The sequence below is a fragment of the Erwinia sp. HDF1-3R genome (assembly GCF_039621855.1).
Taxonomy (GTDB): domain Bacteria; phylum Pseudomonadota; class Gammaproteobacteria; order Enterobacterales; family Enterobacteriaceae; genus Erwinia.
Genome location: NZ_CP155071.1, coordinates 4,268,593 through 4,291,746 on the forward strand (window position 1 = coordinate 4,268,593; position 23,154 = coordinate 4,291,746).

Annotated in this window: 19 protein-coding genes and 2 tRNA genes; 4 read left to right on the forward strand and 17 right to left on the reverse strand. The window is 54.0% G+C overall.

Annotated elements, in window-relative coordinates; translation table 11 throughout:
- Positions 1-429: 429 nt before the first annotated feature.
- The 16 genes from AAGR22_RS19345 to rlmE form a co-directional block, all read right to left on the reverse strand.
- Entirely contained in the window at positions 430-2,337 is a 1,908-nt protein-coding gene (locus tag AAGR22_RS19345) for a DEAD/DEAH family ATP-dependent RNA helicase (protein ID WP_067706028.1), read from the reverse strand.
- A 177-nt stretch (positions 2,338-2,514) separates the two neighbouring features.
- Positions 2,515-3,399 (reverse strand): lipoprotein NlpI, encoded by an 885-nt coding sequence (gene nlpI, locus AAGR22_RS19350; RefSeq protein WP_345829132.1) that lies wholly within the window; start codon positions 3,397-3,399, stop codon positions 2,515-2,517.
- 129 nt (positions 3,400-3,528) lie between these two features.
- Positions 3,529-5,667 (reverse strand): polyribonucleotide nucleotidyltransferase, encoded by a 2,139-nt coding sequence (pnp, locus tag AAGR22_RS19355; protein WP_067706026.1) that lies wholly within the window; start codon positions 5,665-5,667, stop codon positions 3,529-3,531.
- A 309-nt stretch (positions 5,668-5,976) separates the two neighbouring features.
- The gene (gene rpsO, locus AAGR22_RS19360) at positions 5,977-6,246 is read right to left on the reverse strand and encodes a 30S ribosomal protein S15 (protein WP_024966694.1); all 270 of its coding nucleotides are present in this window, start codon (positions 6,244-6,246) and stop codon (positions 5,977-5,979) included.
- A 76-nt stretch (positions 6,247-6,322) separates the two neighbouring features.
- On the reverse strand, positions 6,323-7,297 hold the full coding sequence (gene truB, locus AAGR22_RS19365; protein WP_345829136.1) for a tRNA pseudouridine(55) synthase TruB: 975 nt from the start codon (positions 7,295-7,297) through the stop codon (positions 6,323-6,325).
- A complete protein-coding gene (rbfA, locus tag AAGR22_RS19370) occupies positions 7,297-7,698 on the reverse strand; it encodes a 30S ribosome-binding factor RbfA (RefSeq protein ID WP_345829138.1) in 402 nt (133 codons plus the stop codon). Before rbfA ends, truB begins: the two co-directional genes overlap by 1 nt.
- Positions 7,699-7,900: 202 nt before the next feature.
- Positions 7,901-10,582 carry a translation initiation factor IF-2 gene (gene infB, locus AAGR22_RS19375; protein WP_067706018.1) on the reverse strand — a complete coding sequence of 894 codons (2,682 nt, stop codon included), beginning with the start codon at positions 10,580-10,582 and terminating at the stop codon, positions 7,901-7,903.
- 25 nt (positions 10,583-10,607) lie between these two features.
- Entirely contained in the window at positions 10,608-12,095 is a 1,488-nt protein-coding gene (gene nusA / locus AAGR22_RS19380; RefSeq protein WP_067706016.1) for a transcription termination factor NusA, read from the reverse strand.
- 24 nt (positions 12,096-12,119) lie between these two features.
- Positions 12,120-12,572 carry a ribosome maturation factor RimP gene (rimP, locus tag AAGR22_RS19385; RefSeq protein ID WP_067706295.1) on the reverse strand — a complete coding sequence of 151 codons (453 nt, stop codon included), beginning with the start codon at positions 12,570-12,572 and terminating at the stop codon, positions 12,120-12,122.
- 215 nt (positions 12,573-12,787) lie between these two features.
- A tRNA-Met gene (locus AAGR22_RS19390) sits at positions 12,788-12,864 on the reverse strand.
- Positions 12,865-12,923: 59 nt separating this feature from the next.
- Positions 12,924-13,010, reverse strand: a tRNA-Leu gene (locus AAGR22_RS19395).
- Positions 13,011-13,067: 57 nt separating this feature from the next.
- Positions 13,068-13,400 (reverse strand): preprotein translocase subunit SecG, encoded by a 333-nt coding sequence (gene secG, locus AAGR22_RS19400; protein WP_067706015.1) that lies wholly within the window; start codon positions 13,398-13,400, stop codon positions 13,068-13,070.
- Positions 13,401-13,674: 274 nt separating this feature from the next.
- Complete coding sequence (gene glmM, locus AAGR22_RS19405; protein ID WP_067706013.1) at positions 13,675-15,009, reverse strand: phosphoglucosamine mutase; 1,335 nt, start codon at positions 15,007-15,009, stop codon at positions 13,675-13,677.
- Between the two features lie 3 nt (positions 15,010-15,012).
- Positions 15,013-15,849 (reverse strand): dihydropteroate synthase, encoded by an 837-nt coding sequence (folP, locus tag AAGR22_RS19410; RefSeq protein WP_345829142.1) that lies wholly within the window; start codon positions 15,847-15,849, stop codon positions 15,013-15,015.
- A gap of 141 nt (positions 15,850-15,990) precedes the next feature.
- Positions 15,991-17,901 carry an ATP-dependent zinc metalloprotease FtsH gene (ftsH, locus tag AAGR22_RS19415; protein WP_067706010.1) on the reverse strand — a complete coding sequence of 637 codons (1,911 nt, stop codon included), beginning with the start codon at positions 17,899-17,901 and terminating at the stop codon, positions 15,991-15,993.
- A gap of 176 nt (positions 17,902-18,077) precedes the next feature.
- Complete coding sequence (gene rlmE, locus AAGR22_RS19420) at positions 18,078-18,707, reverse strand: 23S rRNA (uridine(2552)-2'-O)-methyltransferase RlmE (RefSeq protein ID WP_067706007.1); 630 nt, start codon at positions 18,705-18,707, stop codon at positions 18,078-18,080.
- Positions 18,708-18,834: 127 nt separating this feature from the next.
- Here rlmE and yhbY point away from each other — a divergent pair, with 127 nt between their 5' ends.
- Complete coding sequence (yhbY, locus tag AAGR22_RS19425) at positions 18,835-19,128, forward strand: ribosome assembly RNA-binding protein YhbY (protein ID WP_067706003.1); 294 nt, start codon at positions 18,835-18,837, stop codon at positions 19,126-19,128.
- Between the two features lie 124 nt (positions 19,129-19,252).
- On the opposite strand, the gene greA is transcribed toward yhbY, so the two are convergent.
- The gene (gene greA, locus AAGR22_RS19430) at positions 19,253-19,729 is read right to left on the reverse strand and encodes a transcription elongation factor GreA (protein WP_067705996.1); all 477 of its coding nucleotides are present in this window, start codon (positions 19,727-19,729) and stop codon (positions 19,253-19,255) included.
- A 249-nt stretch (positions 19,730-19,978) separates the two neighbouring features.
- Here greA and dacB point away from each other — a divergent pair, with 249 nt between their 5' ends.
- The 3 genes from dacB to pmrB are packed head-to-tail and all read left to right on the forward strand — an operon-like array spanning position 19,979 to position 23,132.
- Complete coding sequence (dacB, locus tag AAGR22_RS19435) at positions 19,979-21,412, forward strand: serine-type D-Ala-D-Ala carboxypeptidase (protein ID WP_067705994.1); 1,434 nt, start codon at positions 19,979-19,981, stop codon at positions 21,410-21,412.
- A 5-nt stretch (positions 21,413-21,417) separates the two neighbouring features.
- A complete protein-coding gene (pmrA, locus tag AAGR22_RS19440; protein WP_067705992.1) occupies positions 21,418-22,080 on the forward strand; it encodes a two-component system response regulator PmrA in 663 nt (220 codons plus the stop codon).
- Positions 22,077-23,132 carry a two-component system sensor histidine kinase PmrB gene (gene pmrB, locus AAGR22_RS19445; RefSeq protein WP_345829145.1) on the forward strand — a complete coding sequence of 352 codons (1,056 nt, stop codon included), beginning with the start codon at positions 22,077-22,079 and terminating at the stop codon, positions 23,130-23,132. Before pmrA ends, pmrB begins: the two co-directional genes overlap by 4 nt.
- Positions 23,133-23,154 lie beyond the last annotated feature (22 nt).

Genomic DNA, 23,154 nt, shown 5'->3' on the forward strand with positions numbered 1-23,154 from the left:
TGGCTACCAGTGAAAATGGCTTATTTATTGTTCTTCAGGCCAGTTCTTACAGATACCCGTTGTGCAACCTGCGTTTATTTTTACACCTTAAAATTACTGGCAGGCAGCAATGAATAACCTTCATCTTTAGAGTCGTGCCTACCTGTCATCCGGCAGATCCCGGGACAGGATAAAAAACAGATTGAGAGCAAAGATAATTTTTCCGTAACGCATTAACGCATGCGGCAGGGTGGGTTGATTGTGATTCAGACGCAGAGGATGAAGTGAGGATAACGATAGAGAAGAGGATATAACGAGAGTTAAAGACGACGACTAAAATAAGTCATCGCGCTGCTGTCCTCAGCGAGAATGACGGCATCAACGCAAAAAAAAACCGGCCACACAATGTGACCGGTTTTTAGCATTATGGGTTGTTATACCCTGATGCGATTATGCGTCGCGACGACGGGTTGGCGCAGCGCCACCCTCTTCACGGCGTGGACCACGGCTTGCACCGCCGCCACGACGCTCGCCGCCGCCGTTACGGTCGCTGAAGCGACGTGCGCCTTCAGGACGATCGCCACGAGGGGCACCGTCACGGGCACCGAAACCGCCGCGTGCTGGAGCGCCAGAACCGCGACGCTCACCGCCACCGCTGCGTTCGTTGCTGCGAGGCTGTGCATCACCAATCAGCTGCATATTCATCGGCTTGTTCAGAATACGCGTGCGGGTGAAATGCGTCAGAATGTCACCAGGCATACCCTTAGGCAGCTCGATGGTTGAGTGAGTACCAAACAGCTTGATGTTACCGATGTAACGGCTGCTGATGTCACCTTCATTGGCAATCGCACCCACGATGTGGCGAACTTCTACGCCGTCATCGCGACCCACTTCAATGCGGTAAACTTCCATATCGCCAACGTCACGACGTTCACGACGTGGACGATCGCCACCTTCACGGTTTTCACGTGGGCCACGCTCAGGACGATCGCCACGGCGGTCGTCACGCTCTTTGAACTCACGACGCGGACGCGGTGCCGGATCGGCAGGTACGATCAGCGGACGTTCACCCTGAGCCATTTTCAGCAGAGCGGCAGCCAGCGTTTCCATATCCAGGTCTTCTTCAGGCTGCATTTTAGCCAGCAGAGCACGGTACAGGTCCAGATCGCTGCTTTCCAGCTGCAGCTGAACTTTAGCGGCAAACTTAGCCAGACGACGCTCACCCAGCAGATCTGCGTTCGGCAGCTCAACTTCTGGAATAGTCAGCTTCATGGTGCGTTCGATGTTACGCAGCAGACGACGCTCACGGTTCTCAACGAACAGCAGCGCACGGCCTGCACGACCTGCACGACCGGTACGGCCGATACGGTGAACGTAAGACTCTGCATCCATTGGGATATCAAAGTTAACTACCAGGCTGATACGCTCAACGTCCAGACCACGGGCTGCAACGTCAGTCGCGATCAGAATGTCCAGACGACCATCCTTCAGACGCTCCAGCGTCTGCTCGCGCAGAGCCTGGTTCATATCCCCGTTCAGTGCTGCGCTGTTATAGCCGCTGCGCTCCAGCGCTTCAGCCACTTCCAGGGTCGCGTTTTTAGTACGAACAAAGATGATGGCTGCATCAAAGTCTTCAGCTTCCAGGAAGCGCACCAGTGCATCAGTTTTACGACCGTAGGCCGTCCAGTAGCTCTGGCTGATATCAGGACGCGTAGTCAGGCTTGACTGAATGCGCACTTCCTGAGGATCTTTCATAAAGCGTTTAGTAATACGACGAATCGCTTCCGGCATGGTAGCCGAGAACAGTGCGGTCTGATGATTCGCAGGCATCTGTGACATGATGGTTTCAACGTCTTCGATGAAGCCCATACGCAGCATTTCATCAGCTTCGTCCAGCACCAGGCCGCGCAGGTTAGACAGATCTAACGTGCCGCGTTTCAGGTGGTCAAGCAGGCGTCCAGGCGTACCCACAACAACCTGTGGTCCCTGGCGCAGGGCGCGCAGCTGTACGTCGTAACGCTGGCCGCCGTAAAGGGCCACCACGTTAAGACCGCGCATATGCTTGGAGAAATCAGTTACGGCTTCTGCAACCTGAACCGCCAACTCACGCGTTGGTGCCAGCACCAGGATCTGCGGTGCTTTCAGGTTGCTATCAATATTGTGAAGCAGTGGCAGCGAGAACGCTGCGGTTTTACCGCTCCCGGTCTGCGCCATACCCAGCACATCACGGCCAGCCAGCAGGTGAGGAATACACTCAGCCTGGATTGGAGAAGGCTTTACGTAGCCCATACCGTTCAGTGATTCAAGGAGTTCGGCGTTCAGGCCAAGGTCAGCAAAAGTGGTTTCAATATCAGTCATGTAGTACACGTGCCTCTTAGATTGCGGCGGCCAGTCTACATAACTCGTCGTGAAAACATTTAGTCATTTTCATCAAAAAGTGTGAACCGGCTCAAATTAGTGGTTTCGACGAACAAAAAGGCCCTCATCCGCTAAGATGATGACTTTTCGAAAAAAAGGGCAATATTAGTTCGTCAGCTATTGCTGGTCAGATTCTGATAAATCGTCTTGTGTCTGGCCGAGTAGGGCCAGCTCCAACAATGCATATCGGTGCTCAACAAAGTTATGAACGTTGTTAGCGACCGTCAGCTTGAACAACGCTTCTGCGTTGTCCTTCTCCCCCAGACTTAGGTAATGTTTACCTAAATAGAAGTTGGTTTCACTGAGATGTTCAGCGAGCGAGGTGTTATCCGTTGCATCCGCCTTGAGACGTTCCATCAGCGTACTTTCGCTGATGTTGCCCAGGTAGAACTCGACAATATTCCATCCCCATTGATCTCTGACCGCTTTGTCGTGACGCTGTTGTAGCGCTACTTTGGCCTTGTCGGCATTCATCTCTTTTTCGTCGAGATAGAGCCACAGGCTACGGAAAGGATCGTTAGGATCGTCTTGATAAAACGCCAGCAGATCATCTTGCGACAATTTAAACCTTCCGCCGTAGTACAGGGCGATACCGCGGTTTAAATGTGCGTAATTGTAAGTTGGATCAAGCTCAAGTACAGAATCAAACGCTTCATAGGCAGCATCATAGTTGCCTGCCTGCGTTAAATATATGCCTAAGTAATTGAATACTTCAGGCATATCCGGTCTGACAGATAGCGCTTGTGAAAAATCATTTCGCGCCAGTGCTCTCAAACCTAAACTATCATACAACACTCCGCGCTCATATAACAGCTGTGCGCGTTCATCATCGGTAAGGGCACGACTGGCAAGTATCTGTTCCATGCGCGCCAGAATGACTTCCTGCTGCAGCGTAGGCTGCAAAGGTACGGCCAGGACCTCGTTCTTACGCCAATCAGAGTTGCTGCATCCTGCCAGCGTTAAAGCTGTCGCAACGAAACACCAGCGCAAAAAAGGCTTCATTTCCCACTCCCGAATACAAACAATAGGATGGTAGTCCGTTCATCCGCTTGCCATGCACAAGGTGACGCGTCCTGCCCTCGCGATGAAACAGCTCTCCGTGACGCGCACGGAGAGCTTAATAGTATGACTTTATTCTGCTTCTGGTGCCGGGGCAACAGCAGGGGTTACCGCTTCTGGTTCAGACTGCTCGGTCGCTTCTTTGATGCTCAGGCGTACGCGGCCCTGGCGATCAACTTCCAGCACTTTCACCGGCACTTCCTGACCCATCTGCAGATAGTCAGTCACTTTCTCTACGCGCTTGTCAGCGATTTGAGAAATGTGCACCAGACCTTCTTTACCACCACCGATGGCGACGAAGGCACCAAAGTCAACGATGCGGGTCACTTTACCGTTGTAGATACGACCCACTTCGATTTCTGCAGTGATCTCTTCGATACGGCGGATAGCGAATTTCGCTTTATCACCGTCGGTCGCAGCGATTTTCACCGTACCGTCATCTTCGATCTCAATGGTGGTGCCGGTTTCTTCGGTCAGCGCACGAATAACCGAGCCGCCTTTACCGATGACATCTTTAATTTTGTCCGGGCTGATCTTGATGGTGTGAATGCGCGGAGCAAACTGAGAGATGTCGCCGCGCGGGGTGCTGATCGCCTGCTCCATCACGCCCAGGATGTGCAGTCGTGCACCTTTAGCCTGGTTCAGCGCCACCTGCATGATTTCGCGGGTGATGCCTTCAATTTTAATGTCCATCTGCAGCGCGGTGATACCTTCACGGCTACCGGCTACTTTGAAGTCCATGTCGCCCAGGTGATCTTCGTCGCCCAGGATATCGGAGAGAACGACGAAGTTTTCACCCTCTTTCACCAGGCCCATGGCGATACCTGCAACTGCGGCCTTAATTGGCACGCCGGCATCCATCAGCGCCAGAGAAGCACCACACACGGACGCCATTGACGATGAGCCGTTTGATTCAGTGATTTCAGACACCACACGTACGGTGTAAGGGAACGCATCACCCTTCGGCATCACGGCCAGTACGCCGCGCTTGGCAAGACGGCCGTGGCCGATCTCGCGACGCTTAGGTGAACCTACCATACCGGTCTCACCGACGGAGTACGGAGGGAAGTTGTAGTGGAACAGGAAGTTGTCGGTACGCTCGCCCATCAGCTCATCGAGGTTCTGTGCGTCACGTGCGGTACCCAGGGTAGCGGTAACCAGCGCCTGCGTCTCACCACGGGTGAAGAGCGCAGAACCGTGAGTGCGCGGCAGTACGCCAGTGCGCACGTCCAGACCACGGATCATATCTTTTTCACGGCCGTCAATGCGCGGTTCGCCACGAAGAATGCGGCTACGTACGACGTCTTTTTCCAGACCGTGCAGAATATCGCTGATTTCACCTTCGTTCAGGCTTTCGTCTTCAGCCAGCAGCGCAGCGGTCACTTCGCTCTTGATAACGCCAACGCGATCGTAACGCTCCTGCTTCTCGGTGATGCGATAAGCATCGCTCAGGCGAGATTCAGCCAGCGCGGCAATACGGCTGGTCAGAGATTCGTTTACGGCCTCTGGCTGCCAGTCCCAGCGAGGTTTACCGGCTTCGGCAACCAGGGAGTTGATCTGGTCGATAACAATTTGCTGCTGCTCGTGACCGTAGACCACCGCACCCAGCATCTGATCTTCGCTCAGCACTTCGGCTTCAGACTCAACCATCAGCACGGCACCCTGAGTACCGGCAACAACCAGGTCCAGTTTGCTCTCTTTCAGCTCGTCGGTGGTTGGGTTCAGCACATACTGATCGTTGATGTAACCTACGCGCGCGGCACCGATAGGACCATTAAAGGGCAGACCGGACAGGCTCAGCGCTGCAGAGGCACCGATCATCGCCACGATGTCAGGGTTAACCTGTGGGTTCACGGAAACCACGGTCGCGATGACCTGAACTTCGTTAACGAAACCTTCCGGGAACAGTGGGCGCACCGGGCGGTCAATCAGGCGTGAGGTCAGGGTTTCACCTTCGCTCGGGCGGCCTTCACGACGGAAGAAGCTACCGGGAATGCGGCCAGCAGCGTAGGTACGCTCCTGATAGTTTACGGTCAGCGGGAAAAAGCCCTGACCCGGCTTGGCTTTTTTCTGGCCAACAACGGTAACGAATACCGCGGTGTCATCCATACTTACCATCACAGCTGCCGTGGCCTGGCGAGCCATCATACCGGTCTCCAGGGTGACGGTATGCTGACCATATTGGAATTTTCTTACGATCGGGTTCAGCAAAATTAAATCCTTAACGTTCTGACAGGGCACTGACCCTGCCGAAAAATTTTAATCTTCATTTGCATCCTCGCGACTAATGACAACCCTTAATCCCGCCCCGGGGACAAAGCCTCTCATTAGCCGCGCGAAACGCTGCAACTGAAGATCGCACGTGTCAACAATACAATAGTTTGGCGAAAAATGCTGCCGCTTAGCGGAAAAAAGGGGCCATGAAGGCCCCTTTTTAGCAAAACTCGCACAAATCTGCCTTTAAGCCATTTATCGTATCAGATTGCGCTGAAACGTACCGGGCAAGGCAGATTCTAAGATTTAGCGACGCAGACCCAGACGCTCGATCAGGCTGGTATAACGTGCAACATCTTTACGCTTCAGGTAATCCAGCAGCTTACGACGCTGGGAAACCATACGCAGCAGACCGCGACGGCTGTGGTGATCTTTTTTGTGCTCAGAGAAGTGACCCTGCAGATGGTTAATCTGAGCGGTCAGCAGAGCAACCTGAACTTCGGTAGAACCACTGTCGTTAGCATCGCGACCGTAGTCGGCAACGATCTGTGCTTTAGTTTCAACACTTAGAGACATGATACAACTCCAAATTTAAGATAAATGTACAGGTGCCGATCTCTAATTCAGCGACCCAATGTAAAGCCGCGCTATTCTACTCTGCGCCTGATACTTTCGCAAATGGCGCGTCGGAATATTCCACGACCAGCCGTCGGGGCGCAACGCGGCCATCCCCGGCGATTTCCGCCATGCCAATAAATTTGCGCGTTTCACCTTCGGTGACGCGGACCAGCCCCGTAGCAGGAACATGACCCGCCTGCACGGGTTGCCCCTGCCTGAAGTAAGCGGCAACCGAACTCAGAAGATTAACTTCCGGGTACGCGGCGGCCGGGCTGTCCATCGGCATCAGCAGCGGGTCCAGCAGGTCAGCAGGCGTTTTGCCACTGGCGTAAGCTTCCTCGCTAAGCGCCGACAGCTGCTCCAGGGTCACCATGCTGGTGACCGGATAGGTCGCAACCTGTAGACGACGTAAATATGCCACATGGGCACCACAGCCGAGCAGTTCACCCAGGTCATCCGTAATCGTACGAATGTAGGTTCCCTTAGAACAGTGGATTTCCAGCTCCAGCTCATCGCCTTCCCAGCGGATAAGCTGCAGATCATAGACGGTGATACTGCGCGCTTCACGTGGCACTTCAATACCTTCGCGGGCGTACTCATACAGCTTCCGCCCCTGATACTTCAGCGCGGAATACATCGACGGGACCTGCTGGGTTTCCCCGCGGAAGCCGTCGAGCGCCTCAAGCAGCTGCTGCTCGGTAAAGGTCACCGGACGCTCACTGATGACGGCACCCTCTGCGTCTGAGGTATCGGTACGCTGCCCCAGTTTTGCAATCACACGATAGCGCTTATCCGAGTCAAGCAGGTACTGGGAAAATTTCGTGGCTTCGCCCAGGCAAATTGGCAGCATACCGGTGGCCAGAGGATCCAGCGCACCGGTATGACCCGCGCGGTTCGCCGTGAAGAGGCGCTTCACTTTTTGCAGCGCATCATTACTGGACAGACCGGTAGGTTTATCCAGCAGCAGCACACCATGGACGTCGCGACCGCGACGACGAGGACGACTCATCAGTCCTCCTTGTCTTCTTCCGCAGGGCCACGACGCTCGGCATCGTTTCTCACTACGTTAGTGACAAGGTTAGACATGCGCATGCCTTCAACCAGTGAATTGTCGTAGAACCAGGTCAGCTCAGGCACGATACGCAGGCGCATGGCTTTACCCAGCAGCGAACGGATATAGCCGGAAGCATCACCAAGCGCCCGCAGGCCGCCTTTGATAGCGTCTTCGTCTTTGTCGTTCAGAAAGGTGACAAACACTTTGGCATAGGCCAGGTCGCGAGAAACCTCGACACCTGACACGGTTACCATCATGCCAAGGCGTGGATCTTTGATCTCACGCTGTAAAATCATCGCGATCTCTTTCTGCAATTCCTGAGATACGCGCTGTGGGCGACCAAATTCTTTCGCCATATTAGAACTCTCCAGATTAAGGCGGTGTCCGACCCTGGGTGCTAAGACCGTCGGAATACCAACAGTTCGCGATCAAGGTGGAAGGTGAAGGGCATAGCAGACTATGTTCAAACCTGACAACGCAGGACGCGAGCTACTGGTGGGACACAGCCTACGGGAGGCCCAGTGGGCCTCCCGGATACGTCACTTTTTCAAGAGACCATTAATCGATAGTACGCTGGATCTCGATAATTTCGAACACTTCGATCATATCGCCAACGCGCACATCGTTGTAGTTCTTCACGCCGATACCACATTCCATGCCGTTACGGACTTCGTTGACGTCATCTTTGAAGCGGCGCAGGGATTCCAGCTCGCCTTCATAGATAACCACGTTATCGCGCAGTACGCGGATAGGGTTATGACGCTTGATGTTACCTTCGGTCACCATACAACCGGCGATAGCACCAAATTTCGGTGATTTGAACACGTCACGTACCGCAGCCAGACCGATGATCTGCTGTTTGTACTCAGGTGCAAGCATACCGCTCATCGCTGCTTTTACTTCGTCAATCAGGTTATAGATGACGGAGTAGTAACGCAGATCCAGGCTTTCAGTATCAATGACGCGGCGCGCAGAGGCATCGGCACGGACGTTAAAGCCAACCAGGATAGCGTTAGACGCTGCTGCCAGCGTGGCGTCGGTCTCAGTGATACCGCCCACACCAGAACCCACGATTTTAACTTTCACTTCATCAGTGGAAAGTTTCATCAGGGAGTCGGAGATAGCTTCGACAGAACCCTGTACGTCGGCTTTCAGCACGATGTTCAGTTCAGATACTTCGCCTTCGGTCATGTTAGCAAACATGTTTTCCAGCTTAGATTTCTGCTGACGCGCCAGCTTAACTTCACGGAATTTGCCCTGACGATACAGTGCCACTTCACGCGCTTTTTTCTCGTCGCGTACGACGGTCGCTTCATCACCTGCTGCCGGAACGCCCGACAGACCCAGAATTTCTACCGGGATAGAAGGACCGGCGGTCAGGACTTCACGCCCTAACTCATCACGCATCGCACGCACGCGGCCGTATTCAAAGCCACAAAGGACGATATCGCCTTTGTTCAATGTCCCTTCACGCACCAGTACGGTAGCAACCGGACCACGGCCTTTATCCAGGAAGGATTCAACAACCACGCCGCTTGCCATACCCTGACGGACAGCGGTCAGTTCCAGCACTTCAGCCTGCAGCAGGATGATGTTCAGCAGGTCGTCGATGCCGGTACCCGCTTTCGCAGAGACGTTGACGAACATGTTTTCACCGCCCCACACTTCCGGGATAATCCCGTACTGAGTGAGTTCGTTTTTAACACGATCCGGATCAGCTTCAGGTTTGTCGCACTTGTTCACTGCAACAACAACCGGTACGTTCGCCGCTTTCGCATGCTGGATAGCTTCAACCGTCTGTGGCATGACGCCATCATCCGCTGCCACCACCAGGATAACGATATCCGTCGCCTGAGCACCACGAGCACGCATTGCGGTAAACGCGGCGTGTCCCGGGGTATCCAGGAAGGTGATCATACCGCTGTCAGTTTCAACGTGGTAAGCACCGATGTGCTGAGTAATGCCGCCCGCTTCGCCAGAGGCGACTTTGGTTGAACGGATATAGTCCAGCAGAGACGTTTTACCGTGGTCAACGTGGCCCATGATGGTCACGACTGGCGCACGAGACTCGCGTTCAGCCTGAGTATCACGATCGCTCATTACCGCTTCTTCCAGCTCATTCTCGCGGCGCAGCGTCACTTTGTGACCCATTTCTTCCGCGACCAGCTGGGCAGTTTCCTGATCGATAACCTGGTTAATCGTCGCCATGGCGCCCAGCTTCATCATCGCTTTGATGACCTGAGAACCTTTCACTGCCATTTTGTTAGCCAGCTCGGCCACGGTGATAGTCTCACCGATGATCACGTCGCGGTTAACAGCCTGTGCAGGCTTGTTAAAGCCCTGCTGCAGCGTGCTTGGCTTGCGCTTGCCGCCTTTACCACCGCGGAACTGCGCGCGCGCTTCTTCACGGTCGGTTTTCGCTTCAGAATGCTTGTTGCCCTTCTTCTGGCGAGGCGCTTTCGCTGGACGCGTACGACGATCGCCTTCTACCTTGGCATCGTTTTCGTCTTCAGCGGCACGCGCATGGGTGGAGGTGGTGACATGATAGTCAGAAGTGTCTTCGACTTCTTTTTCCGCTTCAGCCCATTCTGAGCCTTTTTCTTCCGCCATTTTACGGGCCTCTTCCGCTACGCGCTTCGCGTCTTCTTCGATTTTGCGACGCGCTTCTTCTTCAGCTTTACGCTTCAGCTCTGCGGCTTCAGCTTCGCGGCGGGCTTTATCAGACTGGGCCGCCCGGGTTGTTTCGTCGGTATGTTGATTGCTCACTTTTTCTTTTTCCGCTGCTTCACGTTTGGCTTTATCAGCTGCCTCACGTTTAGCCTGCTCCTCGGCTTCACGCTTCGCTTTCTCTTGAGCTTCGTGCGCGGCTTTCTCTTCAGCCTCGCGACGAGCCAGTTCTTCCGCTTCACGCTGTGCCTGCTCTTCTGCTTCAGCCTGTGCAGCTTCTGCAGGATCGCCTTTTACATAGGTGCGCTTTTTGCGGACTTCAATCTGCACCGCTTTGCTTTTACCGCCGGTGCCCGGCACGTTCAGGGTGCTGCGCGTTTTGCGCTGCAGAGTAAGTTTACCAGAACCGCCGTTATGGTCGCGGTTCAGATGGCTAAGGAGCGTCTCTTTTTCCTGCTGGGTCACAGAATCGGTCTCAGACTTGCGGATCCCTGCATCAGCAAATTGCTGTACCAGGCGTTCTACCGGGGTCTGAATCTCTGCGGCCAGCGATTTTACGGTTACATCTGTCATGCTGTTCCTTCCTGCTTACAGTTTATTACGCGTCGTCGCCGAACCAGCAGATATTACGTGCAGCCATAATCAGCTCACCGGCCCGTTCATCACTCAGGCCCTCAATATCTGACAGATCGTCAACACCCTGCTCGGCAAGATCTTCCAGCGTGCATACGCCAATCGCCGCCAGCTTAAATGCCAGTTCACGATCCAGACCTTCCAGATTCAGCAAATCTTCTGCCGGCTGGTTTTCACCCAGGCTCTCTTCTTTCGCCAGCGCCAGGGTAGTTAACGCATTTTTTGCCCGATCGCGCAGCGCTTCTACCGTATCTTCATCCATCCCGTCGATTTCCAACAGTTCATTGATGGGAACATACGCGAGCTCTTCAAGTGAGGAGAAGCCCTCTTCAACCAGCATGGTGGCGAAATCTTCATCAATATCAAGATATTTGGTAAAGACGTCGATAGCAGCGTGGGCTTCAGCCTGATGCTTAGCCTGAAGATCGTCGACCGTCATCACGTTCAGCTCCCAGCCACTCAGCTGTGAAGCCAGACGCACGTTTTGGCCATTACGGCCTATCGCCTGGGCCAGATTTCCGGCTTCAACGGCGATGTCCATGGTGTGATTATCTTCATCCACCACGATAGAGGCAACGTCCGCAGGCGCCATGGCGTTGATCACGAACTGCGCAGGATTATCATCCCACAGCACGATATCAATACGCTCACCGGCCAGCTCGCTGGACACTGCCTGAACACGCGCGCCACGCATACCGACGCAGGCACCGATAGGATCGATACGCTTGTCGTTGGTTTTCACGGCAATCTTGGCACGAGAGCCCGGATCGCGCGCGGCGGCTTTAATTTCAATCACTTCCTCGCCGATTTCCGGCACTTCGATACGGAAGAGTTCGATCAGCATTTCAGGTTTTGAACGGCTGACGAAAAGCTGAGCACCACGGGCTTCAGGGCGAACTGCGTACAGAACACCACGAATACGGTCGCCCGGACGGAAGTTTTCGCGCGGCAGCATATCCTCACGGATAATGACCGCTTCCGCATTATTGCCCAGGTCCAGAGAGATATTGTCGCGATTAACCTTTTTTACCACGCCGGTGATGATTTCACCTTCCTGCTCGCGGAACTGATCCACGACCATCGCGCGTTCGGCTTCGCGCACTTTTTGCACGATAACCTGCTTAGCGGTTTGGGTAGTGATACGGTCAAAGGTGACAGATTCAATCTGATCTTCAACAAATCCGCCAACGTCCAGGGACTCGTCTTCAAAACGCGCGGCATCGAGCGTAATTTCACGCGTCGGCTGGGTCACTTCATTGACAATAACCCAACGGCGGAAGGTGTCAAAATCACCGCTTTTGCGATCGATGCTGACGCGAACGTCAATTTCCTGCTCGTATTTTTTCTTTGTTGCCGTTGCCAGTGCGCTCTCCAGCGCTTCGAAAATCTTCTCGCGAGGAAGGGATTTCTCGTTAGATACGGCCTCAACAACAGCTAAGATTTCTTTATTCATCCTGGTATGCCTCAATCCGGACTTTTAAAAGTGGGGAACCAGGTTCGCTTTCTGAATATTGCTCAGCGCGAACACTTCATCGTTACCCTCAACGGCAACAGTCACCATTTCACCTTCTACAGCTTTAATGATTCCCTGCCACTTGCGGCGGTTCTGTACGGCCATACGCAGTACCAGGCTCACTTCGTCACCGATGAATTGCGTATAATGCTTAGCGGTGAAGAGAGGACGCTCCAGGCCTGGTGAAGAGACTTCAAGGGTATAAGCGACGGTAATAGGATCTTCAACGTCAAACACGGCGCTTACCTGGTGGCTTACATCGGCACAATCGTCAACGGTGATGCCATCTTCACTATCAATATAGATGCGCAGCGTGGATGTGCGACCGCGTACAAACTCAATACCAACCAGTTCGTAGCCTAGCGCTTCTACCGGTGCTGAAATCAGCGCTGTTAATTTTTGCTCTAATGTGGACAAGCCCACCCCCAAGACATAAAAAAAGGGCTTAATAGCCCAGTATGCTGTTTCCTGATAACAAAAAACCCCGAAAATTCGGGGCTTTTTGCGACTGGACCCTGTACGCCATCACTGGCGGTTCGGCACAATCCAAAAGAATTTTTTTCAAAAAACTGCTATTGATGCGCCAGTAATCAGTGCAAACAGTATATTTGAAAAAGAACTCTAAGAGAAAGTGGTTGCGGGGGCCGGATTTGAACCGACGACCTTCGGGTTATGAGCCCGACGAGCTACCAGGCTGCTCCACCCCGCGTCCGAAAACGTGGCAAATACTACGCCAAACTTGCACGAAATGCAAGCAATACTGAGATTTGGTACCGAGGACGGGACTTGAACCCGTAAGCCCATGCGGGCACTACCACCTCAAGGTAGCGTGTCTACCAATTCCACCACCACGGCACTAAAGAGGCGACTTTTTTATTTCTGTCGCGTCGAAATGGTTACTGCTTTTACTGCTTACTGTGGGATGTCGCTACCCGGCGCTGCCGGCTTAGCTGGCTGGCTCTGCTGCGACTGTGCAGGCTGAGTCAGATTTTCCCACTCGCTTCCTTTCTGAGTTTTGTTGCTGTTGAGGTTACCCAGAATCAAGCTGATGATGAAGAACAATGCCGCCAGCACTGCGGTCATACGGGTCATAAAGTTGCCTGAGCCGTTAGAACCAAAGAGCGTTGCGGAAGATCCTGCACCAAACGACGCGCCCATATCAGCGCCTTTACCTTGCTGAAGCATAATCAAACCTACAAGGCCGATCGCCACAATAAGGAAAACTACCAAAAGAGCTTCGTACATATTCAACCTGTTCCTTGCGCGGTTACCGCACATCAAAAGCTTCAAACCAGTTAGAGAGATAGCGTTGCCACTACCCATCAGAAGCGGGTGTGAATACTAACCAAAGCGCGCACCCTACGCAAGGGCAATTTACTCTCGTGCGATCGTTTGCAGAAAAAAACGACAAAAGGCCGTTCAGTGCGCAATAAGTAAACGGATCAGGCTGAAATAAAGGCAGAAAAAAATATCTGCCTGTCAGCCCATTCCGGTTATTTAAGCGCCGTGTCCTTCGCCTTTAAACGGCTTTCACCGCATCTGCGATGCGGTGTGCGAGGGCGGTGACCTGTGCTTCATCCTCACCTTCCACCATCACGCGGATAAGCGGTTCGGTCCCGGACTTACGCAGCAACACGCGACCGCGTCCGTTCAGCTCGGCTTCTGCGGCGGCGGTTGCCGCGGTGACCCGTTCGTCGGCCAGCGGATCGTTGCTGCCACTGAAACGGACGTTGACCAGGATCTGCGGTAGCAGCTTCATGCCGCTACACAAATCATGCAGGCTCATATGGTTACGCACCATCGCCGTGAGCACCTGCAGGCCCGCCACAATGCCATCTCCGGTGGTGGTTTTATCGAGCAGGATAACGTGGCCGGAGTTCTCGGCCCCCAGACGCCAGCCCTTTTCCTGTAGCTTCTCCAGCACGTAGCGATCGCCAACTTTTGCCCGCGCGAAGGGAATGCCCAACTGTTTCAGGGCCAGCTCCAGCCCCATATTACTCATCAGGGTACCTACTACCCCGCCGCGCAGCTGACCCTGACGGAGTCCTTCGCGAGCGATGATATAGAGTATCTGATCGCCATCGACCTTAAGGCCAAGATGGTCCACCATCATGATGCGATCGCCGTCCCCGTCATAGGCCAGGCCAATATCCGCCTTTTCAGCCAGGACGCGTTCCTGTAGCTTGCGCACGTCCGTCGCACCGCACTCCTCGTTGATATTCATGCCATCCGGCTGAACGCCGATTGAAATCACCGTCGCGCCCAGCTCACGCAGCACGTTAGGGGCTATGTGATAGGTAGCGCCGTTGGCGCAGTCCACCACGATTTTTAAACCGTTCAGATTCAGCTCGCTGGGAAAGGTACCCTTGCAAAACTCAATATAACGCCCGGCGGCATCAACGATGCGGCTTGCGCGGCCCAGCTCAGCAGATTCAACGCAGGTGATCGGTTTTTCCATTTCCGCTTCAATCGCCTCTTCAACATCGTCGGGAAGCTTCGTCCCTTCGATGGAAAAGAACTTAATACCATTATCATCGAATGGATTATGCGACGCGGAAATCACGATGCCCGCTTCTGCGCGGAAGGTTCGGGTCAGGTAGGCGATGGCAGGCGTCGGCATTGGACCGGTAAAGGCCGCAGACAGCCCGGCCGCCGCCAGGCCGGCTTCAAGTGCTGATTCCAGCATGTAGCCGGAGATACGCGTGTCTTTACCGATAATGATTTTTTTGGAACCGTTTCGTGCCAGCACCTTCCCGGCCGCCCAGCCCAGTTTCAGCACGAAGTCCGGAGTAATAGGCGGCTCACCCACTTTGCCACGGATGCCGTCGGTACCAAAATACTTACGCTTGCTCATAACTTAGTCTTCCTTCGCTGACAGTGTTGCTTCGACGACGCGCATCGCTTCAACGGTTTCTTTAACATCATGGACGCGCAGGATCTGCGCCCCCTGCATGGCGGCGATAACCGCACAGGCCAGGCTGCCGGTCAGGCGCTGAGATGGCCCGACGTTTAACAGCTGCCCTATCATGCTTTTCCGCGACATACCGACCAACAGCGGAAGCCCGAAGTGGTGGAAATCAGCCAGGTGCGCCAGAAGCTGATAATTATGGGAGAGATTCTTACCGAAACCGAATCCCGGGTCGAGCAGCAGCTGCTCTTTTTTAATCCCTGCCGCTTCACAGCGTGCAATCTGCTGGACAAAGAATGCGTCAACGTCCTGAAGCAGATCGCTATATTTTGGTGCCTGCTGCATGGTACCCGGCTCACCCTGCATATGCATCAGGCATACCGGTAACCCTGTCTCAGAGGCGGCTTCCAGCGCGCCCGGCTCCCTGAGCGAACGGATATCGTTAATGATATGGGCACCGGCGCGCGCTGATTCACGGATCACCTCAGGCTTTGAGGTATCGACCGAGATCCAGACTTCAAAGCGCTGCGAAATCGCCTCAACCACCGGAATGACGCGCGCCAGCTCCTCATCAACGCTGACCTCATCGGCCCCCGGGCGCGTCGACTCGCCGCCGATATCAATTATTGTCGCGCCGGCATTAATCATCGCATTGGCATGGGTCAGCGCCTGGATAAGCTCATTATGCTTGCCACCGTCTGAGAATGAATCCGGCGTCACATTCAAAATACCCATAACGTGGGGATGTGACAGGTCAAGCACGGAATCCTGGGCGTAAAGCTTCATAGCGGGGAATTCTCCAAACGGGGTGTGATATCGGTATGGCCAACAGCTTAGTGACTGCGAGGATATAAAAAAACCCCGGTCGATGCCGGGGTTTCGCTTTTTTTCGAGACTGGGCGGAATTTCTTTGTCGCCCAACTCTGCTTACATGGTGTTGCCTGGATTCGGCGTACGCGGTTCATCAACCGGACGTGGCGCCTTAGGCGTACCGTTACTGTCAGAATTGTTGGTGCCCGGATCTTCCCAACCTGCTGGCGGACGCACTTCACGTCGGGCCATCAGGTCGTCAATCTGCGGAGCATCAATGGTTTCATACTTCATCAACGCGTCTTTCATTGAGTGAAGAATGTCCATGTTTTCGTTCAGTATACGGCGAGCACGCTGGTAATTTCCCTCAACCAGCAGCTTCACTTCCTGATCGATGATACGCGCGGTTTCATCAGACATATGCTTCGCTTTAGCGACTGAACGTCCCAGGAAGACTTCACCTTCTTCCTCAGCGTACAGCAGTGGGCCAAGCTTCTCTGAGAAGCCCCATTGCGTAACCATGTTACGTGCAATTGAGGTCGCTACCTTGATGTCATTAGAGGCACCGGTAGAGACATGCTCAACGCCGTAGATGATCTCTTCAGCCAGACGGCCGCCGTACAGGGTCGAAATCTGGCTTTCCAGCTTCTGACGGCTGGCGCTGATAGCGTCTCCCTCAGGCAGGAAGAACGTCACGCCGAGTGCACGACCGCGAGGAATAATCGTCACTTTGTGAACCGGGTCATGCTCAGGCACCAGGCGACCAATAATCGCATGGCCTGCTTCGTGGTATGCCGTTGACTCTTTTTGCGATTCCGTCATCACCATAGAGCGACGTTCCGCACCCATCATGATTTTGTCTTTCGCTTTTTCGAACTCAACCATCGAAACAACACGCTTGTTACCACGAGCCGCGAACAGCGCAGCCTCGTTAACAAGGTTTGCCAGATCCGCACCGGAGAAGCCTGGCGTACCGCGTGCAATCACTGAGGCATCAATATCTGGCGACAGTGGGACACGGCGCATATGCACTTTCAGAATTTGCTCGCGTCCACGCACGTCCGGCAATCCGACCACAACCTGACGGTCAAAGCGTCCTGGACGCAGCAGCGCAGGGTCAAGCACGTCCGGACGGTTAGTTGCCGCAATGACGATAATACCTTCATTACCTTCAAACCCGTCCATCTCTACCAGCATCTGATTAAGCGTTTGCTCACGCTCATCGTGACCGCCGCCCAGACCTGCACCACGCTGACGCCCTACCGCATCGATCTCATCGATAAAGATGATGCAGGGGGCCGCTTTCTTAGCCTGTTCGAACATGTCACGGACGCGGGACGCACCCACACCGACGAACATTTCAACAAAGTCAGAACCGGAAATGGTAAAAAACGGCACTTTCGCTTCACCCGCAATGGCTTTCGCCAGCAGGGTTTTACCGGTACCCGGCGGGCCAACCATCAGCACGCCTTTCGGAATTTTACCGCCGAGTTTCTGGAAGCGGCTGGGCTCGCGCAGGTATTCAACCAGCTCGCTCACTTCTTCTTTCGCTTCGTCACAACCCGCGACATCGGCAAAGGTGGTTTTGATCTGATCTTCCGTCAGCATGCGAGCTTTGCTCTTGCCAAAGGACATCGCGCCCTTTCCGCCGCCGCCCTGCATCTGACGCATGAAGAAGATCCAGACACCAATAAGTAACAGCATTGGGAACCAGGAGATAAAGATCGACGCCAGCAGGCTCGGTTCTTCTGGAGGTTCGCCAACCACTTTTACATTTTTAGTCAACAGGTTATCGAGTAACTTAGGATCGTTGACGGGAATGTAGGTCGTGTATCGGTTACTGTCTTTTTTGGTAACGTTGATTTCACGCCCGTTAATACGAGCCTCGCGAACCTGATCCTGATTAACTTCGGACAGGAAGGTTGAGTAATCAACCCTGCGGCTATTCGACTCGCTGGGCCCAAAGCTCTGGAAGACAGACATCAGCACGACTGCGATGACTAACCAAAGAATCAGGTTTTTCGCCATGTCACTCAAGGGATTAACCTCTTATTACAACTGTGTTAACAGACAGCGTAGGGTACTATATATTCATCATATCTGGAATCACTGCGGTGATGAGCGGTGTCGCTAACTTCAACAACTTACTGATGTAAGCCTGGAGTCGCTCCCCTCTCACCCTGCTGCGCATCCAGCTATTTTGGCTATAGTTTGCGCCCTGTCGCTACAATGTACACTTCACGCGAACGAGAGCGCGAAGCGTCCGGCTTACGAATTTTCACTTTCGTAAACAGGGAGCGAATTTCCCGGAGGTAATCTTCAAAGCCATCTCCCTGAAACACTTTCACTAAAAAACTGCCGTTGGGTGCCAGTACATCTCGACACATTTCCAGTGCAAGCTCAACTAAATACATCGACCGGGGAATATCGACTTCTGGCGTACCGGTCATGTTGGGTGCCATATCCGACATCACAACCTGAACCTTTTTGTCGCCAACGCGTTCCAACAGGGCTTTCAGCACCAGTTCATCACGAAAATCGCCCTGAAGGAAATCGACGCCAACGATAGGATCCATCGGTAGGATATCACAGGCGATGACGCTGCCTTTTGACCCAATCTGCGTTACCACATATTGGGACCATCCCCCAGGCGCCGCGCCTAAATCAACCACGGTCATACCCGGTTTGAACAGCTTGTCACCCTGCTGTATTTCATCAAGTTTAAACCAGGCGCGCGAACGCAACCCTTTTTTCTGCGCCTGAAGCACATATTTATCGCTAAAGTGTTCCTGTAGCCAGCGGCTGGAACTGGCCGAACGCTTTTTACCAGTCATACAATTTCCAACTATGATTCAACGTATGCGATAAATAAACCGCGCAAATCAGCACGCCGATTTGGTGATACACCCGAGATGGCGGTAGAATGACCCGTTTTCAATCCCAATGTAAGTAAAAAATACGATGAATCTGAGTACCAAACAAAAACAGCACCTGAAAGGACTGGCCCATCCACTGAAGCCCGTCGTCATGTTAGGCAACAATGGTCTGACCGAAGGAGTGCTGGCCGAAATCGAACAGGCACTGGAGCACCACGAGCTCATCAAGGTGAAAATCGCCACGGAAGACCGTGAGACGAAAGCCCTTGTGGTTGAAGCGATCGTGCGTGAAACCCGTGCAGCTAACGTACAGGTTATCGGCAAGACGCTGGTGCTGTACCGTCCAACGAAAGAGCGTAAAATCGCTATTCCACGCTGAGGCCATTCGTTAAGCCTTATCGCGGAGGTGCAGAAAGTGCCACGCTCGTCATGTTGATAAAAGGCCGCGATGCGGCCTTTTACCTGTTTTTACATTCCGCCGGGATTATCCAGCGTAGCAGAAATCACAGATAGCTTATCTTCAGGATTTCATACTCGACGTCGCCGCCAGGCGTTTTAATAATAGCAACGTCATCCACTTCTTTGCCAATCAGACCACGAGCCATAGGCGAATTGACAGAAATCAGATTCTCCTTAAAGTTCGCTTCATCGTCGCCAACAATGCGATACGTTGACTCTTCATCATTGTCCAGATTGAGCACGCTCACGGTAGAACCGAAGATAACCCGGCCATTGGCGTTCATTTTGGTGACATCAATGACCTGTGCATTAGACAGCTTTGCTTCAATTTCCTGGATTCGGCCTTCACAAAAGCCCTGCTCTTCACGCGCAGCATGGTATTCCGCGTTCTCTTTCAAATCGCCATGCTCGCGGGCGTCAGCAATTGAGGCAATAATTCTGGGGCGTTTAATGGTTTTCAGCTCTTCAAGCTCTTCACGCAGTTTTTCTGCGCCCCTTAACGTCATCGGAATCTGATTCATCTCAATACCTCGTAAACTCTGTCCTGTGCAAAATTTCGTCATCCTGACAGGTTGATGCAGAAAAAGCGTTCTGCGGCGCTGGCCACTGAATTACAAACGAAAGAAACCTGGCCCGGAGTATGCTCTGGGCCCGGCAGGTTTTGCATTTTGATACGTATTTTACCCCAGAGTTCCTTATGGGTCATCGTTTACTTTCCACCTTGATGCACCGTAGTATGATGCGCATCACCTGCCAGTAAACGCGAGATTATGCGATTTTCACGAATTGTAACCGGCCTGGCCTGCGCATTTATGCTGAATGCCCACGCAGCCCCGGTCGAAAGCTATACCCAGTATTTACCCGACGGCGCGAACCTGGCGCTGATTGTACAGAAAATCGGCGCACCCTCGCCCTCAATTGACTACCACAGCAAGCAGATGGCCCTGCCTGCCAGTACGATGAAGGTGATAACCGCGCTGGCTGCGCTGTTGCAGCTGGGACCGGATTTCCGTTTTCATACCCAGCTGGAGAGTAAAGGCACCCTTAGCGGCGGCACGCTGCGCGGCGATCTGGTCGCGCGATTCGGCGGCGATCCAACCCTGACGCGTCAGGATCTGCGGAACATGGTTACGGCGCTTAAAAAACAGGGCGTCCAGCATATTCAGGGCAACCTGGTAATTGATACCTCCGTCTTTGCCAGCCATGATAAAGCCCCTGGCTGGCCGTGGAACGATTTGACCCAGTGCTTCAGTGCGCCTCCGGCGGCGGCTATTGTCGATCGCAACTGCTTTTCGGTCTCGCTTTACAGCGCCCCCCGGGCGGGCGATAACGCCTTTATTCGCGTCGCGTCTTATTATCCGGTGAACATGTTCAGCCAGGTCCGTACGCTCGCCAAAGGCTCATCGGAGGCGCAGTACTGCGAGCTGGACGTCGTGCCGGGCGAGCTTAACCGTTTCACGCTCACCGGCTGTATGACGCAGCGGGCGGAACCTCTTCCCCTCGCATTCGCCATTCAGGACGGTGCCAGCTATGCCGGGGCGTTGCTCAAAGCTGAGCTACAGCAGGCGGGAATCGACTATTCCGGCCATTTGCTTCGTCAGACCCAGGCCACGCCTCCCGCTACCGTTCTGGTTGAAAAGCAGTCCGCGCCGCTGCACGACCTGTTAAGGATTATGCTTAAGAAGTCCGACAACATGATTGCTGATACGGTATTTCGTACCATCGGGCATGAGCGCTTCGGCGTACCTGGCACCTGGCGGGCGGGTTCGGATGCGGTACGTCAGATCCTGCGGCAGAAGGCCAATGTCGATCTGGGCAACAGCATACAGGTTGATGGCTCGGGTTTGTCACGTCACGACCTGATTTCTCCTGCGACGATGATGCAGGTATTGCAGTACATTGCACAAAACGATCAACAGCTGAATTTCATTTCTATGCTGCCGCTCGCAGGCTACGACGGAACCTTGCGCTATCGCGGTGGTCTTCATGAAGCTGGCGTTGACGGCAAGGTTTCAGCCAAAACCGGGTCGCTACAGGGCGTTTATAACCTTGCAGGATTTATGACTACCGCCAGCGGGCAACGCGTGGCATTCGTCCAGTACCTTTCGGGCTATGCCGTTCCGCCGGAGGATCAGCGCCAGCGTCGCATTCCGCTGGTTCGCTTTGAAAGCCGGCTCTATAAGGATGTTTATCAGAATAACTGACGCCCATGAAGCTACTGATTGTTGAAGATGATGCGTTACTGCTGGCGGGACTGGTCCAGGCACTAACCTCAGAGGGTTATGCCGTCGATTCAGCCGTCACCGGTTCGCAGGCCTGCTCACTACTACAGAGCGGTCAGTACAGCCTGATCGTTCTGGATCTGGGCCTGCCGGACCGCGATGGTGGTGACCTGTTGCGTAAGTGGCGTAAAGAGCATATTGACCTGCCCGTGCTGATCCTCACCGCGCGGGATGCGCTTGAAGATCGCGTGGGCGGTCTGGACGCCGGAGCTGATGATTATCTGGTTAAGCCTTTTGCTCTGGTTGAGCTTAAGGCGCGCGTTCGGGCGCTGATTCGACGCTATCAGGGCCGCAGCGACAATCTTTTACAGCACGGCGATATCTCACTCAACCTCTCTTCGCAGCAGGTATTTATTGAGGCCCAGCCGGTAGAAATTACCCCGAAAGAGTTCGCACTGTTGACCAGGATGCTGATGCGCATTGGTCAGACGGTGCACCGGGAAACCCTCCAGCAGGATCTCTACAGCTGGCAGGATGATACCGGCTCAAATACGCTTGAGGTGCATATTCATAACCTGCGACGCAAGCTGGGCAAGGATCGGATTAAAACGGTGCGCGGCGTAGGCTACCGGCTGGAAGAACGCGCGTGAACAGTATGCGTCGGCGTTTGCTGATCATGCTGGCCCTTATTCTGCTGAGCTGCCAGCTTATGAGCGCGGCCTGGCTGTGGCACGAAAGCCGTGAGCAGATAGGCTTTCTGGTAAATGAGACGTTGTCCGCGCACTCTCGTAATGAGCACGTCGAGCGGGAAATTCGTGAAGCGATTGCATCGCTGCTGCTGCCCTCGGTGGTCATGGTGGGCTTCACCCTGCTGCTCTCATTCTGGGCAATAAGCTGGATAATACGCCCCCTGCGCGCGCTGCAAACCAGCCTCAGCGAGCGGTCGGCTGACAATCTCACGCCGCTGCCGCTGTTTTCCGACATGGATGAAATCGTTGCCGTCACCACTGCCCTGAACCAGCTGCTGGGCAGGCTCGACCATACGCTCCAGCAGGAGCGCCTGTTTACTGCTGATGCCGCACATGAGCTGCGTACGCCGCTCGCTGGTCTGCGACTGCATCTGGAACTGCTGGAGCAGCAGGGTGTCAGGCAGGGGCCCATGCTGGTTGAACGCATCGATCAGCTGATGCACGTTATTGAGCAGTTGCTGATGCTGTCGCGCGCCGGACAGGCGCTGGCAAGCGGCCATTACCAGGTGGTGAGCTGGGGAGCCATTTTTGACCCCTTAGAGCAGGAGATGACAGAAATGCTGGCTCAGCGCCAGCAGAGGCTGGCGCGCGCCGGGGATACCCGTCTGGAAGTCCAGGGAGACGCCGTGCTGTTAAGGCTGATGCTGCGTAACCTGCTGGAGAATGCCTCCCGCTACAGCCCGCCGGGCAGCCTTATATCAGTGATCCTACAGCCCGAAAATAGCGGTACACGCGTTACCGTACGTGACGAGGGCCCGGGAATTGAGACTGAGTCAGCGCAGGATTTGACCCAGGCATTTCGGCGGATGGACCAGCGATACGGCGGCAGTGGGCTTGGGCTGAATATTGTCCAGCGCATCACTCAGATTCATCATGGTGAACTGCGCCTGACCAATCGTAATGACCGCAGCGGCCTGGATGCCGTTTGCTGGCTACCGCACACGCTCAATTAGCTGTCCAAATAACAAAGGGACA

Bases quoted from the DNA above. Each gene is read 5' to 3' on its own strand.
- AAGR22_RS19345 (WP_067706028.1), bottom strand. From the start codon at position 2,337: ATGACTGATATTGAAACCACTTTTGCTGACCTTGGCCTGAACGCCGAA.
- nlpI (WP_345829132.1), bottom strand. From the start codon at position 3,399: ATGAAGCCTTTTTTGCGCTGGTGTTTCGTTGCGACAGCTTTAACGCTG.
- rpsO (WP_024966694.1), bottom strand. From the start codon at position 6,246: ATGTCTCTAAGTGTTGAAACTAAAGCACAGATCGTTGCCGACTACGGT.
- truB (WP_345829136.1), bottom strand. From the start codon at position 7,297: ATGAGTCGTCCTCGTCGTCGCGGTCGCGACGTCCATGGTGTGCTGCTG.
- rbfA (WP_345829138.1), bottom strand. From the start codon at position 7,698: ATGGCGAAAGAATTTGGTCGCCCACAGCGCGTATCTCAGGAATTGCAG.
- infB (WP_067706018.1), bottom strand. From the start codon at position 10,582: ATGACAGATGTAACCGTAAAATCGCTGGCCGCAGAGATTCAGACCCCG.
- nusA (WP_067706016.1), bottom strand. From the start codon at position 12,095: ATGAATAAAGAAATCTTAGCTGTTGTTGAGGCCGTATCTAACGAGAAA.
- secG (WP_067706015.1), bottom strand. From the start codon at position 13,400: ATGTACGAAGCTCTTTTGGTAGTTTTCCTTATTGTGGCGATCGGCCTT.
- glmM (WP_067706013.1), bottom strand. From the start codon at position 15,009: ATGAGCAAGCGTAAGTATTTTGGTACCGACGGCATCCGTGGCAAAGTG.
- folP (WP_345829142.1), bottom strand. From the start codon at position 15,849: ATGAAGCTTTACGCCCAGGATTCCGTGCTTGACCTGTCACATCCCCAC.
- ftsH (WP_067706010.1), bottom strand. From the start codon at position 17,901: ATGGCGAAAAACCTGATTCTTTGGTTAGTCATCGCAGTCGTGCTGATG.
- rlmE (WP_067706007.1), bottom strand. From the start codon at position 18,707: ATGACTGGTAAAAAGCGTTCGGCCAGTTCCAGCCGCTGGCTACAGGAA.
- yhbY (WP_067706003.1), top strand. From the start codon at position 18,835: ATGAATCTGAGTACCAAACAAAAACAGCACCTGAAAGGACTGGCCCAT.
- greA (WP_067705996.1), bottom strand. From the start codon at position 19,729: ATGAATCAGATTCCGATGACGTTAAGGGGCGCAGAAAAACTGCGTGAA.
- dacB (WP_067705994.1), top strand. From the start codon at position 19,979: ATGCGATTTTCACGAATTGTAACCGGCCTGGCCTGCGCATTTATGCTG.
- pmrA (WP_067705992.1), top strand. From the start codon at position 21,418: ATGAAGCTACTGATTGTTGAAGATGATGCGTTACTGCTGGCGGGACTG.